The organism is Acaryochloris marina S15 (genome assembly GCF_018336915.1).
Classification (GTDB): domain Bacteria; phylum Cyanobacteriota; class Cyanobacteriia; order Thermosynechococcales; family Thermosynechococcaceae; genus Acaryochloris; species Acaryochloris marina_A.
This window is the reverse complement of sequence record NZ_CP064923.1, coordinates 499223-516530: the sequence shown is the minus strand read 5'-3', so window position 1 is coordinate 516530 and position 17308 is coordinate 499223. Positions and strand designations below refer to the sequence as shown.

The following is a 17308-nucleotide window of genomic DNA, read 5'->3' as shown; positions in this document are numbered from 1 at the left end:
GCCCCTAAATATCCTTTAAGTCTTGGCACACCACTCTCAGGCCATAGGAGTTCTGGAAGTTGCTGGGCAACGAGCGATAGCGAAACGCTGACCGGCAGGCATGAGGGCCATCGTACCAAGATCCCCCGCGTCGAACCCGGTGAGATCGCAGATCATCTTGCTTCACCCAAGCCGATCCATTCGTGGGTGCTCCTTTATAGGTGTCATGCCAATGATCTTGGCACCATTCCCAGACTTGACCATGCATGTCGTAGAGGCCCAATGTATTAGGGGCAAACTGGCCTACAGGAGTGGTGGCCTTTCTAAAGGTGCCACGAGGGCCGCGACCATAGGTATAGTTGCCGTCGTAGTTGGCTATCTCTGTGGTTAAGGTTGCACCGACGCAAAACGGAGAACTCGTCCCGGCGCGGGCGGCAAATTCCCATTCGGCCTCGCTGGGTAAGCGATATTCCTGCCCCGTGAGTTCCGAAAGTTTCTGGCAAAATTCCGTGGCGGCTTCCCAACTCACTCGCTCAACGGGACGATTCGCCCCCTGAAACTTCGATGGATTCTCACCCATCACCGCTTGCCACTGGGCTTGGGTAATGGGGTATTTGCCCATAAAAAAGGTGGGCACTATCACCTGATGTTGGGGACCTTCGCTTTTTTGGCGATTGGCTTCCGCCGCCGGAGAGCCCATGCTAAACCGTCCCCCAGGGATATAGACCATATCCAGGGACTGTCCTTCTTTCAGATCTTGGCGATAATACTGGGCAGACTGACGGCTTCGCTTTTGGATCTGGCCTGTTGCATTGACGCCAACCACTTCAAAGGCAAACCGGGACAGTCCGGGCAGGGTCTTCTGTTCGGGTGGCTCCTCCGTGGTCTCTTTTTCCGTGGGTTCAGAAGGAGGTTGTTCAGGGTTTTCAGGTTGCTCCGCAGTGAGGGGCCTGTACTTATTACCCAGGCCAAATGCTGTGATCGCAGTATTGATCGGTATCCCCAAATTCAGGCCATCCTTAATCCGCACCTCCTGGAGCCGTCGCCCCGCTGCCCGTCCATGAATGCCAATCAGACGACCTTCTCGATCCAATACGGGGCCACCACTCATGCCTGCCTTGGTGACGGCGGTGTAGGAAAATCCATAGCCATCCTCAAATTCACCAATGGAGGCCACCTCTCCACGGGTGAGGGTAATGGTGGAGACGGAAATGGCCTGATCGGCTAGAGGATAGCCCCCCACATAAATATCATCCAAAATACCGAGGTTTTTAAACTTGCCGATGTCTGTGACGCGATAGTTGTTGTTGGTAGTGAAGGTTGCGATCGCAATATCCGCTTTGGCATCCACCTGCATCAATTGAGTGTTGAGGAGATGGGTTTCACCGTCATAGGTTTCCACATAGGCTTCCTCGCCCCGGTTAGAGTTTTTGATCACATGGGCCGCCGTTAGCACGGTGTAGATATTGTCATTCCGCTTGATCAACACCCCGGAACCAGAGGGGCCTTGAGTCATAATGCGAACGGTAATGCGGCGGGCAATTTGGCGAATATCCCGCACCGACTTGGCTAAAGACCATGGGGAAGAGGCCAAACTAAGAACAGCAGTCCCCCCGAACCACAAAAACTGACGTCGCTTAATGCCCATTCCAACCTATATCAATACTCTGCAAAACCCTTATTCCTAATGTATCCGCTCAATTTAGGAATGTCTCGGGTTCAGAAGGCTATCCGGGCTGGTTGGCTGATAGTAATCCTGTCGGCGAGCGACTTTAGTCGCCGTGGCTTCAGGTCGATCCGAAGTGCACCCAAGGCTTAGCCCTATGGCGTCGCTCTCTTAATTCAATGGGATCGCTGGAATCATGTACAACGGATCGCTTGCTTGGCAGCGGCATGGCTATTGAGTGTGGTGACTTAACCTGCACTGAGTTGAACCATAAACCGTCTAGCCATGATTTGGACCAATGGCCAACACTGCGGTCAAGGCAGCAACTATAAACTGGAAAGACTCAGGTCTCTGCCTCGACCGAATCGTTCAAGCCGGGTTGGCAGTCTGCTCAGACATTTCCTTATTGTTTAAGCCGGGTTGGCAGACCGCTCAGACATTTCCTTAGAGATCAGGCTTTAAGTTTTCGATAATCATCATTTTTCGAGGTATAACTGGAAAAATATTAAAGCAAGACTGACAATGGCAACAGAAACGCCATATCAAAAGGCCGAACGTAAAATCGCCGAAGCGCGGCATACCGGAGCGACCAAGCTCGATCTGAGATGTAATTGGAATGCTGATAACTCTGAAAAGCTTACTGAGCTGCCAGAGTCGCTGGGCCAGCTCTCCCAGTTGCAATCGCTGAACCTCCGCAGCAACCAACTGACGGCGCTGCCGGAGTCGTTGGGTCGGCTCTCCCAGTTGCAGACGCTGGACCTCACCAACAACCAACTGACGGCGCTGCCGGAGTCGTTGGGTCGGCTCTCCCAGTTGCAATCGCTGAACCTCAGCAACAACCAACTGACGGCGCTGCCGGAGTCGCTGGGCCAGCTCTCCCAGTTGCAATCGCTGAACCTCAGCAGCAACCAACTGACGGCGCTGCCGGAGTCGTTGGGTCGGCTCTCCCAGTTGCAGACGCTGGACCTCACCAACAACCAACTGACGGCGCTGCCGGAGTCGCTGGGCCAGCTCTCCCAGTTGCAATCGCTGAACCTCAGCAGGAACCAACTGACGGCGCTGCCGGAGTCGCTGGGCCAGCTTACACAACTGACTGAATTAGAAATTTCAAGTAACCGACTCAAAAAGTTGCCATCATCTTTGGCACGGCTCACTCTGTTGATCACGCTTGGAGCTGCTACGACATCTCTTGAAGTGCTACCGGGGTGGCTAGGCTCTCTCTCGAATCTACAGAATCTCTACTTAGGGAAGTTTGTCAAGGAACAGAATCGTCAAACATATTGGGGTGATAATACTAATAAGCTGAAGACATTACCAAAATCAATCAACCAGCTTAAAAAACTACGTTTGCTTGATCTTGAAGCAAACCAATTGACGGCGCTGCCTGAGTCGCTGGACAACTGTGAGTTACTGGAAGGCCTCTTCCTCCAAGACAACGAGGCGTTGGGCATTCCGCCAGAGGTCCTTGGCCCGACCTTGATTGAATCTACAATATCATTTAGCGGAGAGAAAGCTCCAGCCGATCCAAAGTCAATCCTGGCCTGGTACTTGCAATCGCGGACTGAACCTGCGCGACGGCTAAACGAAGCGAAGATGTTATTGGTCGGTCAGGGTGGCGTAGGCAAGACTTCGCTGGTTCACTACCTTATCCAAAACAAGCCGTGCAATCTTGGCGAGCTGCCGACCGAAGGCATCAATATCGATAACTGGGACGTCCAAGGCAAGAAAGGCACTGGCGGTAAGTTCGAGCGGATCAACGTCCATATCTGGGATTTTGGCGGCCAGGAAATTATGCACGCCACGCACCAGTTTTTCCTCACGCGCCGCAGTCTCTACCTCCTCGTGATCGACGCACGCGCTGGCGAAAAGGAGAGTAACATCCATTACTGGCTAAAGATCATCCAGAGCTACGGGGGTGAGTCGCCCGTGCTAGTGGTGATAAATAAAAGCGATCAGCATCCCCACGAACTGAATGAAACGCGCCTGATACAAGACTACCCGAACATCCAAGGTTTCATCCAGACAAGTTGTTCCACAGGCCAAGGAATCGCGAAACTTCGCCGCGAGATCGGCAAGCATATCCGTCGCCTGCCGCACGTCTTTAATGAACTGCCGCAGAGCTACTTTGATGTTATGGCCGAACTAGAGCAGGCAGCGGCTGAGAGAAACTACATCCCAATTGAAGACTATCGTAAGATTTCCAGTCGCTATAATGTCAAGAAGTCTGAAAACCAAGATCGCTTGATCCGTTTTCTGCACGATCTAGGCGTAGTCCTTAACTTCCAGGACCCCGACGATCCCTATGGTCAGAACGATCCCTACGTCCTCAATCCTGAATGGGTAACTGATGGTGTTTATGCAATCATCAATGACAAGAACCTGAAAGAGAAACGAGACGGTCTCCTAAGTTGTCAGCAGCTTTCAGCAGTGCTGAACACGCTTGAAGGATATCCCAAAAACCGTCATGATTTCATCGTGCGCAAGATGATGCAGTTTGAGTTGGCCTATCAAATTGATCATCGCAAGCAGACACACTGGCTGATCCCGGAACTGCTCGACCCAAAAGAGCCTAAGACGCTCCAATGGAAGCCTCAAGAATCATTGAACTTCCAATATGCTTATACTGTCCTACCAGCCGGTGTGATCTGTCGCTTCATTGTGCGGATGCACCAGCATGTGAACCAAAATCTCAGTTGGCGAAGCGGGACAGTACTGAAGATTGATGGCAACACGGTTCTTGTTCGCGGAGACATAGAGAAAAACAAGGTATTTATAGCGGTGCAAGGAGCGATCAAGAACCGGAAAGAAAGCCTTGCTGTTGTACGTGACGCTTTCCGTTACGTTCATTCGACAATTCCGACGCTGGCCCCCACAGAGGAAGTGCCATTGCCAGACAGACCAGACGTTACGGTGCCGTATGATCACCTTTTGAAGCTGGGGGAACATGGTGAAAGTAAGTACTTCCCGGTTGGAGCGGACAAATGCTATTCGGTAACAGAATTGCTGAACGGCATCGATTCAATTCGCTATCAGAATAAACGCCAAGGGCAAAGACGAGAGGAGAGAAAAAAAATGGGAGAGAAGCACGTTTTTATATCTTATTGCCACGACAACAAGGACGACGTTTCGCGGCTGGTTGAAGATCTGGGAAATGCAGGCGAATTAGTGTGGTGGGATGAGTTCATTCTTGGCGGTCGTGACTGGAAGGAAGCAATACGCGAGGCGATGAAAAATGCCTATGCCGTAGTGGTCTGCCTGTCGCCGGACTTGACCAAGGAGCGTTATCGTTCTGGTGTCTATCCCGAAATACGCGACGCAATTACCACCTTCAGACAGTTCGGCCCTGGACATTCCTACATCTTTCCCGTGCGGTTAGCGAAATGCGATGTTCCACCCATTGAGATTGACGACACGCGAACATTGGAGCGGATTCAGCACATCGATCTGTTTCCAGAAACAAAACGCGAAGCTGGTTTGCAGAAGCTTCTTAAGTCACTGGCTACAGCGCCAGAACACCCCTGAAGACAGGAGGTGCAATGTTCGTCAACCTGCTTCTCAAGATAGATATACAGTTGATCAGCCCCCAGTGAAAGAGTTAGCAAACAATGTTTTGCAGCAAACGACTCATTGTCGCTACTGAAGATTTCGTTAGATCACTACCCCAAGTCATATCGTTATGTCATTAGACCTATTACATAATTCAATTACCGATATGGTAGAGGCCTAGTACTCCAAGTCAGATCACGGGCGGCATAAATTGAGTTGGTAGCCCATCATGAAACGCATATTGCAAGAGGTCTAATACCGAGACTGGAAGAGTTGACCCTGAACAACTCATGGATACGTCCCTCAATATTTTCTACTTCCCTAGGGAATCTACGGCACCGCAATTATCTCAACCGAGGGCTTTAGGATTGGCAAGACAACCCGTAACCCAAACGAACTTTTATAGGTATAAGGATGGGAACGGTAGCGAAAGGCAGACCGGCAAGCATGGGGGCTATCATACCAAGATCCCCCTCGTCGTACTCGCTGCAGTTTCGGGTCTCCTTTCTCAATCCAGGCGGTGCCATCAGTGGGAGCCCCCTTGTAATGATCATGCCAATGGTCTAAACACCATTCCCAAACTTGACCATGCATATTGAAGAGGCCAAACCCATTGCCCGTGAATTGGTCAACTCCCAGTGTTTTTCGTCTGAAGGTTCCTTTCGGCCCTTTGTCATAGGTGTAATTGCCGTCGTAATTGGCCAGATCTGTGGTGATAGTCTTACCAAAGTGAAATGGCGTGTGGGTGCCTGCTCGCGCTGCATATTCCCATTCCGCTTCGCTGGGCAAACGGTAATCCTGCCCCGTGGCCACCGATAGCTTTTGGCAAAACTCTTCTGCTAAAAACCAGCTGACCTGATCGACGGGATGATTGGCCCCCTGAAATTTAGAGGGATTGTCCCCCATAATGGCCTGCCATTGGGCTTGGGTAATGGGATATTTCCCCATAAAAAACCCAGGGACATCCACCACATGTTTGGGATCTTCGTTTTTCTCTCGATGGGTTTCGGTCACAGGGGAGCCCATCGTGAACTGTCCCTCTGGAATAGACACCATCTCCAAGTCCACTCCTTCTACCAGGGGTTGGCGATAGTATTGGGCCGACTGTTGGGTCCGTTTACGCACCTGGCCCTTGTCATTCACCCCCAGAACCTCAAAGGTGAAGCTCGCCAAATCGGATTCAGGCGAGGGAGTCTCTTCCGCTGGCGGCTCAGGCTCAGGGGGTTGAGACTCCGATTCAGGCGCTTGAGCCACCGTGGGAGCGAGCTGCTCCAAGCCAAAGACCTCAATAGCAGTATCGATGGGAATCCCCAGATTCAGACCATCCTTGAGGCGAAACTGTTTTAACCGCTGTCCTGCCGCTCGACCATGAATCCCCACCAATTGTCCCGCTTGATTGAGAATGGGGCCGCCGCTCATCCCCGCTTTGGTCACCGCCGTATAGGAGAACCCATAGCCATCCTCAAAGGGGCCAATAGAAGCGACTTCTCCCCGAGTCAGGGTAATAGTAGAGACGGAAATGCCCTGATCGGCAAAGGGATACCCGCCCACATAAATCTCATCCAAAATATCTAGGGCTTTAAATTGGCCAATATCCGTCACACCATAGGTTTTATTGCTGTAGAACGTTGCGATCGCAAGATCTAAGTTAGAGCCGGTTTTCATGGATTGGGTATCGAGCAAGTGATTTTCGCCATCATTCGTCATGGCATAGGCTTCTTCCCCACGATTGGAATTTTTGATCACATGGGCCGCCGTCAGTACCGTATAGACAGGCCCCTTTTTTTGAATCAAAATTCCCGAGCCAGACGGCCCTTGAGTCAGCACCTTGACAGTGATCTGACGGGCAATTTTACGAATTTCATCAACGGATTTAGCAAAGGACTGGGGGGAGGCCACAAGGCTGAGCAAGACGGTGCCCCCAAAGCATAAAAACTGTCTGCGCTGCATTCTCATACCGATTGCTAGATGCCTGTTTCTCAATCACGTCTTTCAGGGCAAGCACCCTAAACGGTTTGCTTGATAGATTCACTCACGCTGCTAGTACCTTTCTCGACTCATTCTGCAAATATTGAGCTGCCACTGCAAAGACTGAGTCACTCTTTTTTGGCTAAGCCAAATAGATTTCTGGCAAGCAAAAAATTCCACTCAATAAATAGCTTACAAAGAAAATAGTCAAATATTTTTCTATTAACCCATGGAACTGTTTGCTGAATATATAAATCTCAGAATAGCAGCTATAAATATTATCATCACTTGATAGTAGCAATCCCTTGCTGTTAAGCAGTAGCCCCATAAAAGTTGAAGCTAGAAGAGAATATTTAACTCATTCTTTCCTAATATAACTACCTAATTATCTGCCGATTTCAAGATTTTTATGCATTCAAAATTTTTTGGATCTTTCCTAACGTCTAGACCTTAAACTTTCTACCTTGGAAGAGAGGACCTGCTATGGTTTGTCTAGGCCAGGCTGTTGGAGCAAAGTGAATGACAAAAGCCATGAAGACAGAAGCCACCAATGTATTGGGAGGTCCCTTACAGATTTGCTGTACGTCACCCATGACCGGATTTTATCGGGATGGCAAGTGCAATACCGGTGCCGGAGATATGGGAGCGCACATTGTCTGTGCCCAAGTCACCTCAGAGTTTTTGGCCTACACCAAAGTGCAAGGCAATGATTTAAGTAGCCCAGCCCCCATCTATGGGTTTCCAGGGCTGAAGCCCGGTGACTGCTGGTGTTTATGTGCCTCTCGCTGGCAGCAGGCCCTAGAAGCAGGAGTAGCACCCCCCGTAAAGTTAGCCGCGACCCATGCCATGGCTTTAGAGCATGTCTCCCTCGATGATCTGAAACAATATGCTGTTGATGCTGAAGGCAGCTAAGACCACCGTTTCATCAGCAGCCATTAAACTGTCATTAAGGTATATCACCTACAGTTAAGTTTGTGGGCCGTCTGCCTGCTACTGTGACGTCGCTTTAATTCCTCTATGTTGAAATGGCCAATTCACCTAGGTCAATCCTTCCGTTCGCCCTGGCAGCGCGTGGGAATAGTGGCAACGGTATTAGCCTTAGGTATTTTTGTTGCGATCGCAACCCTGCTCCCCCAAATAGAAGCCCTAGACACCCAGATTTTGCTAGCCATTCACAACCTCCATACGCCGATATTGGATCGGTTAATGGTGCTAGTGACCTATCTAGGTGAACCCCTGATTCTGTTTCCCTTCACCCTAGGCATGGGAGGGATATTGCTGTGGCAAAAACGACGCCAGGAAGCCTTAGGCTTCGTAATCGCGATTGGGGGCTCTTTGGGATTGAATATCTGGCTCAAAGAGCTATTTGCCCGTCATCGTCCTGCCCTCTGGGACCAAATTTTGCACGTGCCCTTCTATAGTTTTCCCAGCGGCCATGCCATGGTCTCCTTAGTCTTCTATGCCGTACTGATCTATGGGCTCATTCGCCAGTTTCGCTCCTTCCAGCTGCTGATGGTGGCCGTGGGCACGAGCCTGATTGCCACCATTGGGTTTAGTCGGCTTTATATTGGCGTTCATTGGCCCACAGACGTGGTAGCTGGATATGCCGCAGGCTTAGTCTGGTTAGCTATCTGCTTCATCTCCCAATCCTTACTATTGGCTAGGCAGAGGGAGGCCATAACCGATTGACCGCGAGCATCATTGAGGCGATATACCTTGATGAGGGTTTCCCTACCTTTACAAATGCCGCATCTTTTCTGAGCATAGATAAGGATGTAAACCCTGAAGGGAGTCTTAATTCTGTGGAACGAACATTTTTGGCTGTAAAACCAGACGGCGTCCAGCGAGGTCTGGTGGGGGAAATTATTGGCCGTTACGAAGCCAAAGGGTTTACGTTAGTGGGTCTAAAGCTGATGGTCGTCAGCCGGGAGTTAGCCGAACAACATTACGGCGAGCATAAAGAAAAGCCCTTCTTTGGTGGCTTAGTTGACTTCATTACCTCTGGCCCCGTTGTGGCAATGGTCTGGGAAGGCAAAGGCGTCGTTGCTGCGGCCCGCAAAGTCATTGGCGCGACCAATCCCCTCAGCTCTGAGCCAGGAACCATTCGCGGCGATTTTGGTATCGATATTGGCCGCAATATCATTCACGGTTCTGACGCAGTCGAAACGGCTCAGCGCGAAATCAGCCTGTGGTTTAAGCCCGAAGAATTAGCAGATTGGTCTCCCACATTAACCTCCTGGATTTACGAATAACTCCGCCTTGCACTCACCTCATCTAGAGGTGAGTGTTCGGTCTAGCTCACAAACTGTGGTATGTGAATGGCAACCCTTGCAGATGTTTTAATTCGTCTATTTAAAGCCCAAGATATTCCCTGTGCCGTGGTTGAGGGTTGGGTGTTGCCCAATGGTCAAGCGCCTGCCATTCGGGGGATTTGGCATCCTCCCAAGAAAGCCGGGGCCGGCTGCCTAGATATAGAGGTCTTATTGCCCGATGGCAGACTGCTGATTGATCGCTGCGCGGGTCTAGGCGAAGACAACAACGCCATTATGGATGGGGTGCAAAATTTTGTACTGGGTTCCTTTCCAGTATTGTTAGCCTGCTTCTATGGCAAAAACGATCCAGAGCAAGTCACCACTAAGCGCTGGTCCCTAGCAGGTAGCAATTGGGTCGCCTATATCGGCAACTTTTCGCGACGCGCCTCCCAAGGCATTGATATTCCCGTTCCCAAGTCAGCCTTTACCACGATTGAATCTGCCATTGAACAGTCCCCCCTTGCTGCAGACGTGCATTGGTTTCGGACTTTTTATTGTCATATCAGCGCTCAGCAAGTCTTCGAGGCTTTGATGGATAATCAACCTTGGCCCCAGGGTGAAGTCGCGCTGAAAGACATCCCTTGGGAAAAATGCGATGGCTATTACAGTGTGAGAAATTTCTTGATCCTGAAAAAAGAAGTTTCCCATACCCCAGGCTAACCGTTATCTTCGCGACAACTGGGGTTTGTGCCGCTGAGCATCCTGGAGATCAAGCAAGAGGTCTATTCTGCAAGAAGTCTGATGTTGTGATCGTTTGGCACGAGCTGCATCCATCGTTTCAGCCAGAAGCTGTTTAAGAATGTATCAGTACAAAAATATCAGGGTACAGAGGGCTCGATTTTGGGTTGAAGCAGAAACATGTTCGCTTACGGTCAGAAAAGCTTCAACTTCGAGTTCAGCCATTTCTTTGGGATAACGTTTGTTGTGGAAGAGAATAAAGTGTTGGATCCACTTTTTTCGAGGCTGTATGTGTAATACTTGGTTTGCATTACATCACGGACTTGTCAAGGAGTTTGCAGGGTGGCATAGAGTGCCTGTTATTAACTAATGTTGGGACTTATACGGTTATTTTGCCTATTAACGTTCCTCGTGACTGCATGATGGATCTGCTGAAAATGCTTTTCCTGTCTTATATGTAGACATTCAGATTCAAGTTTGCATATCGGTAAATCTCCGTAAGGTTTGGTTTTTGATTAGAGATGCTAATGTAGAGATAGCTTGGCTTTGAGACGAAAATTAGCTCTTATTTTTTTCGTGTCAAGAGGCAATTTGCCTTCTAATTATAGTTAGACTTGCTTGATATGGTAGATCTCCTCAATCCAGCGCTGCGACTTCGAGATCTCAGAAAACTTGTGGAGCATCATTTACATGAGGTTAAGTGGGAATATGGAGTTGATGAAACGAGTGAGTGGATATTAGCTGTAAGAGAGGATCAAGGGCATTATCAAAAACTGACCTCTTGGTTACAGTCCAAAAATATTGAAGCTTCCGTTAAAGCAATTCTTGTTGATCATACATGGTCCGCATTGGAGCATATAGATTGGAGTTCACTACGGAATAAACCAGAACGGTATTTCTATCAAAAAGATGTTCTAATAGTTGCCTCAGATCGTTCATGGGTTATTGAATATATATCTTGTCAAGATATTTTTAGATTTGGACGCTGGATTTAAGTTTCCTGATATCGAAACTTGTAAGAATCCTCGCTCACAGTGCCAGTGTTGTCTAACCAGCACATGCAAGGGACGCTCGACTAAAACGCCTCAGCTTCTCTTTAAATATATTCGGTCGCGCTCCTGATGGCCGAGCCGTTATGTTGCAAAGGCGTAGTTGAAACCACAATGGGATTGGATGCGTTCGTCTACTGCAACTGCTACGAAACCGGACGGCACAAAACACCACCGCCGCAGGGCATCGAAATCGAAGTCTCCCCCGACGGATCAATCAACTGTGCGCACGAAACCGTCGATGCAGCTATCGCCATTTATGCGTGGACTCACCAGCAAGCCTGCGATCACGAAGATTGCACTTTCCTGCATCATTACATCGGTAACATCGCGTTTGTGGCGTTTCTCCGAGAAACACTTCAACGGAACGCCGAGAAGTTTCCGACGATCCTTTCCAAGGTCATTTACAACGGCATCCACGGCGGAGACTACTTAACGCTTCAACAAGTTAATCTGGTGCGCGAAGAACTTGCACACTTCAGCTCAGTCGCATGCGACAACGAAGAAGACCAACAATACTTGGATACGTTTCGCGGCCAATTGACCGAACTGGTAAACTGCGCGCTTGAACTCCAGAAACCAATCGCCTTCTGAAAAGCAACATAACAATCACATGCACCGGAGCGGCCGTCGGGTGCATCATCTGAAATCCACGTCTCTGGCGGCCGCCCGGTGATGTGGGTCGTTATGTGGCATGAGACACTACGATGAATCAGTGCCAGTAAGAATTCTTAAATCTTGGTTCGAGCATAACCAGGAATTATTCTGCTTAAAATGCAACGAAATAAAATTTACTGACACAGGACATGGTTCTGCTTATGTAGACTTATAGCAAGCGCCATTTTATTCAGGACATAATAAACTAGAGATACTGTTATGTCTTTCAATGGATGCCTAAAATCTACAGCTACGATTTACGTTGCAAAGTGATCGATGCTATTGAACTTGATGGCATGCCTCCCTCAGAAGCGAGTGACACCTTTCATATCAGTCGTAACACCATTAATCTATGGCAACGTCTCAAAGCAGAAACAGGTGATCTTCATCCCATCCCTAGACAACACCTTGGCCATAGCCACAAAATCACAGACTGGGACAAGTTTCGAGCTTTTGCTCAAGAACATCGCTATAAAACCCAAGCTCAGATGGCCGAGTTGTGGGAGGGGCAAATCAGTGAGCGTACTATTTCAAGAGCGCTGAAGAATATTGGATTTACTCGAAAAAAAAGACCTATGGCTACCGCCAACGTGATGAGCACAAACGGGCTGAGTTCGTCCAAAAGTTAACAACAGTAGACCCAGACGATATCGTCTATGCTGACGAGTCAGGGATGGACAATCGAGATGAGTATGACTATGGCTATGGTCCCAAAGGTGAGCGGGTCTATGCTTTAAAGTCTGGTAGCAGAAGTGGACGAGTCAATATGATTGCAGCTTTGAGAGGAAAGCAGCTCATGGCCCCGTTCACGATTGAAGGGGCTTGCAATCGCACCGTATTTGAAATTTGGCTTGAGACTTGTTTGATACCGATGCTCAAACCGGGGCAGAAGTTAGTCATTGATAATGCCACCTTCCATAAGGAAGGGCGAATTGAGCAACTGGTAGAAGCCGCAGGATGTGAAGTGTGGTACTTGCCACCCTATTCTCCTGATTTGAATAAGATTGAACGGTCGTGGGCTTGGATTAAAAGTCGAATTAGACACCAATTAGAGCACTTCAGTTCACTTAGAGAAGCAATGGAACATGTGTTGAACCTAGCGTCCTAATTAGAGTGGCGACTGCTATAGATACCGATTTTTATATTTCGAGAATTACAGCATGGGACCATGCGATATGTTTGAATATGGAAATAATAAATATTGAAACCGAAAAAACTACGGTAATGGCAGAAGGCGCTTGCTTATCCATAGCTGAGTTTGAAGTTAAACTTTCAAAATATTTGAAGTGGCTAGAAGAGTGAATGCAGCAATGCCACATAACAAACGATTCGGCAAGCGCTACGAGCCTACCTCAGCCGCTGATGCGAGGCGTTAGTCTTACATCCATGACAGTTAACTTCCTAAACTTAAAGAGCTATTTTCGAGACGATGAACAACGTTGTGCTGTTCAAAACATTGTGCAATATCGGTTAGCTGATGACCGCATACAAGAAGAATGCCGATACCTTATGCGTTTTTGGTGGCAATAAAGCATGAGCTACCAAGAAGTAACTCTTGATGAGCTGGAGAACTGTGTCTCAGGCGAAAAATTCAAGATAATCTTAGAACTATTGGATTCTCTCGCTAAAGGGTATCAAGATATTGGTGTCTGGTGCGATAAATACTCGTATGAGCTATCAATTATTGAAGATCGCGGATACCAAACCTCAAAAAGTCAGTAATTCTTTAGCCTCAACTAAATTGTATTTACTCATGACTAACAACGCCGTATAAGGGACGCTCGATTTAGACTGCTACATAACTCTTCTCAATTGCTACTCGCGCCCTTGACAGCTACCGTTAGCCATCACACTTGTCTGAAACCTTTTACCACGCAGATACATTAGTTTATTCGATTGCCTTAAATATATTTGAAGTTAATGTTGTTAAATCAGTGATTTTATGAAGATTAAAGCAGTTATCCATTCAGCAGAGGAAGGAGGTTATTGGGCAGAAGTTCCTGCACTTCCTGGTTGTATTACTGAAGGGGATACAAAAGACGAAGTGATAAATAACTTGAGGGACGCTATTGAGGGCTGGCTTGATGTTGCTAATGAGCGTCAGGTGACTCAATCACCTGATCAAGTAGTTGAAATTGCTGTATGAGATCTGTTTCAGGTAAACGATTTTGCAAAATTTTGGAGCGAAAAGGTTGGACTTTAAAAAGAGTAACTGGTAGTCATCATATTTATGCAAAAGCTGACGTCGATGGAATTCTATCAATCCCAGTTCACAAGAATCGAGATTTAAAGATTAGAACTTTGAAAGCTTTAATGAAAATCGCTCAACTCTCTGAGGAGGATTTAATCTAACTTGAATCTGTTATAAGAATATCTAACCCATGCCTGCACACGGACACTCAATAATCACTTATCTGCTTTGTATTTTAGGTTCTTGCTCGCGCCGGTGAAGCAAACCGTTAGGCCATCTCTCTCCCGGCGAATAAGAACAGAGGTGCTTGTGTTTGACCATATCAAGTTCGGCGTTCGCGACTTTGCGATGAGCAAAATCTTCTACTTGAAAGCGCTCGAACCTATTGGAGTGACTGTTGTCACCGATTGGCCTCCAAACGGTTCTGAATTGAGTCAGCCAACAGGCAAGAGTTCACTGTGCCTGCACCAAACAGACGAGAAGCCCGCGCATCTACACATAGCATTCGTCGCCGAAAGCCGGCACCAGGTCGATGCGTTCTATTACGCCGCTCTGAGCGCGGGCGGGCAGGACAACGGACCGCCAGGCCTGCGTCCTCAGTACAGCAGTCAGTACTATGCAGCATTCATTCTTGACCCCGACGGGCATAACATCGAAGTGGTCTGCCATGAGACGGAGGCCTAACATCTGGTTGCAAACGGCTCTGAACCCCAGTCTGAAGATTTTCAGAATTCTGTCCAAGCGCTATCGCAATCGTCGCCGTCGCTACTCCCTTCGGTGTAACTTGATTGCAACCCTCTATAACGACGAGTTATCTCTTGCAGCTTAAGGGGTGGAAGCCAACATTAGCACATCGTGAAATGAATATTGCCAGAGGTCTAGGAACCCATGGTTGATCTAAATTTAGCGGCCTACTCACGCATTGTTATTCTGACGGGCGCCGGGATTTCTGTTGCCTCAGGGATTCGTCCTTTTCGGGGGCCGAACGGAGTCTGGAACGAAATTTCGGCTGATCAGCTCAATGCCGATGCTGGGCAAAATAATCCTAGTTTTATTTGGCAAACCCTGGGGGCTATGCGCGAAGTTGTGGCGTCGGCGATTCCCAATGCGGCTCACCAAGCCCTGGCGGATCTAGAACAAAATTGGAATTCATCTCAACACTTCACCCTGATCACCCAAAATATTGACGGACTACACCAACGGGCGGGCAGCCAAAACGTTGTGGAACTGCATGGATCACTCCTAGAGACCCGGTGCTCTAATGCTGCCTGCGATGCCCCTGTCTTTGCAGATCAAGCCACCCATATCGATCAGATCCCTCAATGCTCCATCTGCCATGCCCATCAGTTACCCAATGTCGTCTTATTCGAAAAACCCATGCCCTTAGATGCATCTTGGCACAGCAAAAAGGTCCTTCGAGATTGTGATTTATTTCTAGCGATTGGCACCTCTGGCACGGTGCAGCCCGCCGCCAGTTTTGTTCGCTCAGCCGATTATGTTGGAGCCCGCACGATTCTGATTAATCGGGAAGCCCCATCAGAACCCAACCCCTATTTTCACGAGGTCATTGTGGGTGTAGCAGAAGAGATCCTCCCTACCTTACTGACATGAGACGCCTCAATCGAACATCTCAACAGCAGCCCTTCTATCTAAGAGTGATGTGGGTGTGTAGCTGGGGGTTAATCAGCCTAATGGCGTTCTGTGTCACCCAAGGAATTCTGCTTCAACGAACGCCTCTTAATCAACCTGCTCCGTTGGTGGGGGCATCTGCGATCGCACTCCACAATGCCGACGACCAAAAGCAGCTGTATGTGTTCTCTCAGATGTTAGGGCGCATCCAAGTTTTCGATACCAATGGCACGTTTCAAACCAGCATTGCCACCCCCACCATTAAGGGAGGGCTGACACTTTGTGGTGGGGGAGAGCATCCAATGCTTTTAGTCACGCCCTATTTCAAAAAGCCGTTCTACAAACTGCAACAAGGGAAATTCATCTGGATTGACGATCAACCACTCCCCAGGTTTTGCCAGATATCTAAACCCCAAACCACTGCCATTGGCCCATATCGCTACAGACTAAAAGAGTGGCCGAGGCGCATCACCTATCGTCAGATTAACCAACGCCAAGAGGATGTCTTAATTTCAGACGGTTGGTGGCTGACCCTCTCCAGCTCATTTCCCGTCATTCTGGGGGTTGGCCTGACTGGAGGCGGCTTACAAATCTTGGGATATCTGCTCGTCTACTCTCGCTATCAGCCAAGGAAGCACTGACTATTTACAGTCAAAGTCTAATGGCTGTAATAGATCGAAGCAGGCGACAAACCTAAATCTGCTCATTCGCAGCTTGAGGCTTAGGATCCGGTTGAGATAGATCCCGGACTTCTTGAATAAAATCGCTAACTTCATTGGCCAATTCAGGTCGATCCGCATCTACCTCTAATGGGTTGTGAAATTCTGGATCGTCGGGGTTGCGTTTTTTGGAAAATCCCCAAGCAAAGATCAAAGCAATCGCCAGAATCATCGACCATTGGGGGGGCACAAAATCATCATTAATGACTTTGAGCAGTAGCCGGAATCCCACCAATACAACCGTTAAATATCCAGCATCCTGCAGATGGACATACTCTTCCAGCCATTTAATAAAGAGCCCTGCCATAAATCGGAGGGTGATAATACCAAAAATACCGCCCGTCAGCACCAACCAGCGCTCATCCGATAGGGCAATCGCAGTAGTCACGCTATCCAGAGAAAAAGCCAGGTCTGTGACAGCAATCACTGGAATGGCCTGCCAGAGAGAGGCAAACTTGGGGCCATGATGATGATTCTCGTCATCTTCTCTGAAGAAATACTGAAACGCTAGCCATAACAAATAGCAAGCGCCCAAAAGCTCAAATTGCCAAAACCGAATCACCCAGGTTGCTGTAAAAATCAGCAGCATCCGCATGGCAAAGGCGGCCAACAAGCCAATATTTAAAGCACGGCTCTGAAGCTCTTCATCCTCCAGTCCTTTGACCAATGCCGCTAATGCGATCGCATTATCAGCTGACAGCACGGCCTCTAAGGCAATCAAAATAAAAATAATGAGTGCGGTGTCGAGACTGACCTGGGGAGAGAGTTCAAACAACGGGTCTAGCATCTGGCAATCAATGAGGGACTGGGTTTAGGGAGCGGGATTTAGTAGCAAATCCTACAGTCTCTATGGTATTCAACGTAACGCTAAAGTGAACGTTTCTGCACACTATATTAAGCATTGCGATCCAGAC

The 17308-nt window shown here is 48.5% G+C and carries 19 protein-coding genes and 1 pseudogene; 16 read left to right on the top strand and 4 right to left on the bottom strand.

Annotated elements, in window-relative coordinates:
* Positions 1-4: 4 nt before the first annotated feature.
* On the bottom strand, positions 5-1627 hold the full coding sequence (locus I1H34_RS03100) for an SUMF1/EgtB/PvdO family nonheme iron enzyme (protein WP_212664297.1): 1623 nt from the start codon (positions 1625-1627) through the stop codon (positions 5-7).
* A 197-nt stretch (positions 1628-1824) separates the two neighbouring features.
* Between I1H34_RS03100 and I1H34_RS03095 the strand changes: the two genes are divergently transcribed.
* Positions 1825-1977, top strand: a complete 153-nt coding sequence (locus I1H34_RS03095; protein WP_212664296.1) for a hypothetical protein — start codon at positions 1825-1827, stop codon at positions 1975-1977.
* Positions 1978-2167: 190 nt separating this feature from the next.
* On the top strand, positions 2168-5167 hold the full coding sequence (locus I1H34_RS03090; protein WP_212664295.1) for a COR domain-containing protein: 3000 nt from the start codon (positions 2168-2170) through the stop codon (positions 5165-5167).
* Between the two features lie 354 nt (positions 5168-5521).
* On the opposite strand, the gene I1H34_RS03085 is transcribed toward I1H34_RS03090, so the two are convergent.
* Positions 5522-7141: an SUMF1/EgtB/PvdO family nonheme iron enzyme gene (locus I1H34_RS03085; RefSeq protein ID WP_249369750.1), complete on the bottom strand. Its 1620-nt coding sequence runs from the start codon at positions 7139-7141 to the stop codon at positions 5522-5524.
* Positions 7142-7678: 537 nt separating this feature from the next.
* On the opposite strand from I1H34_RS03085, the gene I1H34_RS03080 reads away from it, so the two are divergent.
* The 4 genes from I1H34_RS03080 (at position 7679) to I1H34_RS03065 (ending at position 10131) form a co-directional block, all read left to right on the top strand.
* On the top strand, positions 7679-8071 hold the full coding sequence (locus tag I1H34_RS03080; protein ID WP_212664293.1) for a DUF2237 family protein: 393 nt from the start codon (positions 7679-7681) through the stop codon (positions 8069-8071).
* A gap of 105 nt (positions 8072-8176) precedes the next feature.
* A complete protein-coding gene (locus I1H34_RS03075) occupies positions 8177-8848 on the top strand; it encodes a phosphatase PAP2 family protein (protein ID WP_212664292.1) in 672 nt (223 codons plus the stop codon).
* A 113-nt stretch (positions 8849-8961) separates the two neighbouring features.
* Positions 8962-9411 (top strand): nucleoside-diphosphate kinase, encoded by a 450-nt coding sequence (ndk, locus tag I1H34_RS03070; protein WP_212664291.1) that lies wholly within the window; start codon positions 8962-8964, stop codon positions 9409-9411.
* Between the two features lie 66 nt (positions 9412-9477).
* Positions 9478-10131, top strand: a complete 654-nt coding sequence (locus I1H34_RS03065; protein ID WP_212664290.1) for a DUF6348 family protein — start codon at positions 9478-9480, stop codon at positions 10129-10131.
* 144 nt (positions 10132-10275) lie between these two features.
* Here the strand turns inward: I1H34_RS03065 and I1H34_RS32915 are convergent, their stop codons facing one another.
* Positions 10276-10374, bottom strand: coding sequence for a hypothetical protein (locus I1H34_RS32915; protein WP_315874858.1), 99 nt, complete (start codon positions 10372-10374; stop codon positions 10276-10278).
* A 398-nt stretch (positions 10375-10772) separates the two neighbouring features.
* On the opposite strand from I1H34_RS32915, the gene I1H34_RS03055 reads away from it, so the two are divergent.
* The 10 genes and pseudogenes from I1H34_RS03055 (at position 10773) to I1H34_RS03015 (ending at position 16316) form a co-directional block, all read left to right on the top strand.
* Positions 10773-11144, top strand: a complete 372-nt coding sequence (locus tag I1H34_RS03055; RefSeq protein WP_212664289.1) for a hypothetical protein — start codon at positions 10773-10775, stop codon at positions 11142-11144.
* Positions 11145-11270: 126 nt separating this feature from the next.
* Positions 11271-11792, top strand: coding sequence for a hypothetical protein (locus I1H34_RS03050; RefSeq protein ID WP_212664288.1), 522 nt, complete (start codon positions 11271-11273; stop codon positions 11790-11792).
* A gap of 296 nt (positions 11793-12088) precedes the next feature.
* A protein-coding gene (locus tag I1H34_RS03045) for an IS630 family transposase (protein WP_212664287.1) occupies positions 12089-12963 on the top strand; the annotation gives its coding sequence in 2 pieces (ribosomal slippage) (positions 12089-12418 and positions 12421-12963; 873 coding nt in all).
* A gap of 77 nt (positions 12964-13040) precedes the next feature.
* Positions 13041-13157, top strand: a complete 117-nt coding sequence (locus I1H34_RS33240; RefSeq protein WP_463675103.1) for a hypothetical protein — start codon at positions 13041-13043, stop codon at positions 13155-13157.
* Between the two features lie 640 nt (positions 13158-13797).
* Entirely contained in the window at positions 13798-14001 is a 204-nt protein-coding gene (locus I1H34_RS03040; RefSeq protein WP_212664286.1) for a type II toxin-antitoxin system HicB family antitoxin, read from the top strand.
* Positions 13998-14207: a type II toxin-antitoxin system HicA family toxin gene (locus I1H34_RS03035; protein WP_212664285.1), complete on the top strand. Its 210-nt coding sequence runs from the start codon at positions 13998-14000 to the stop codon at positions 14205-14207. Before I1H34_RS03040 ends, I1H34_RS03035 begins: the two co-directional genes overlap by 4 nt.
* 148 nt (positions 14208-14355) lie before the next feature.
* Entirely contained in the window at positions 14356-14730 is a 375-nt protein-coding gene (locus tag I1H34_RS03030; protein WP_212664284.1) for a VOC family protein, read from the top strand.
* A gap of 19 nt (positions 14731-14749) precedes the next feature.
* Positions 14750-14875: pseudogene (locus I1H34_RS03025) on the top strand (IS5/IS1182 family transposase); the annotation flags it as partial.
* Between the two features lie 59 nt (positions 14876-14934).
* Complete coding sequence (locus tag I1H34_RS03020; RefSeq protein WP_212664283.1) at positions 14935-15657, top strand: SIR2 family NAD-dependent protein deacylase; 723 nt, start codon at positions 14935-14937, stop codon at positions 15655-15657.
* Entirely contained in the window at positions 15654-16316 is a 663-nt protein-coding gene (locus tag I1H34_RS03015; protein ID WP_249369748.1) for a hypothetical protein, read from the top strand. The genes I1H34_RS03020 and I1H34_RS03015 overlap by 4 nt, the downstream gene beginning before the upstream one ends.
* Positions 16317-16368: 52 nt before the next feature.
* On the opposite strand, the gene I1H34_RS03010 is transcribed toward I1H34_RS03015, so the two are convergent.
* On the bottom strand, positions 16369-17181 hold the full coding sequence (locus tag I1H34_RS03010) for a TerC family protein (RefSeq protein ID WP_212664282.1): 813 nt from the start codon (positions 17179-17181) through the stop codon (positions 16369-16371).
* Between the last annotated feature and the right edge of the window lie 127 nt (positions 17182-17308).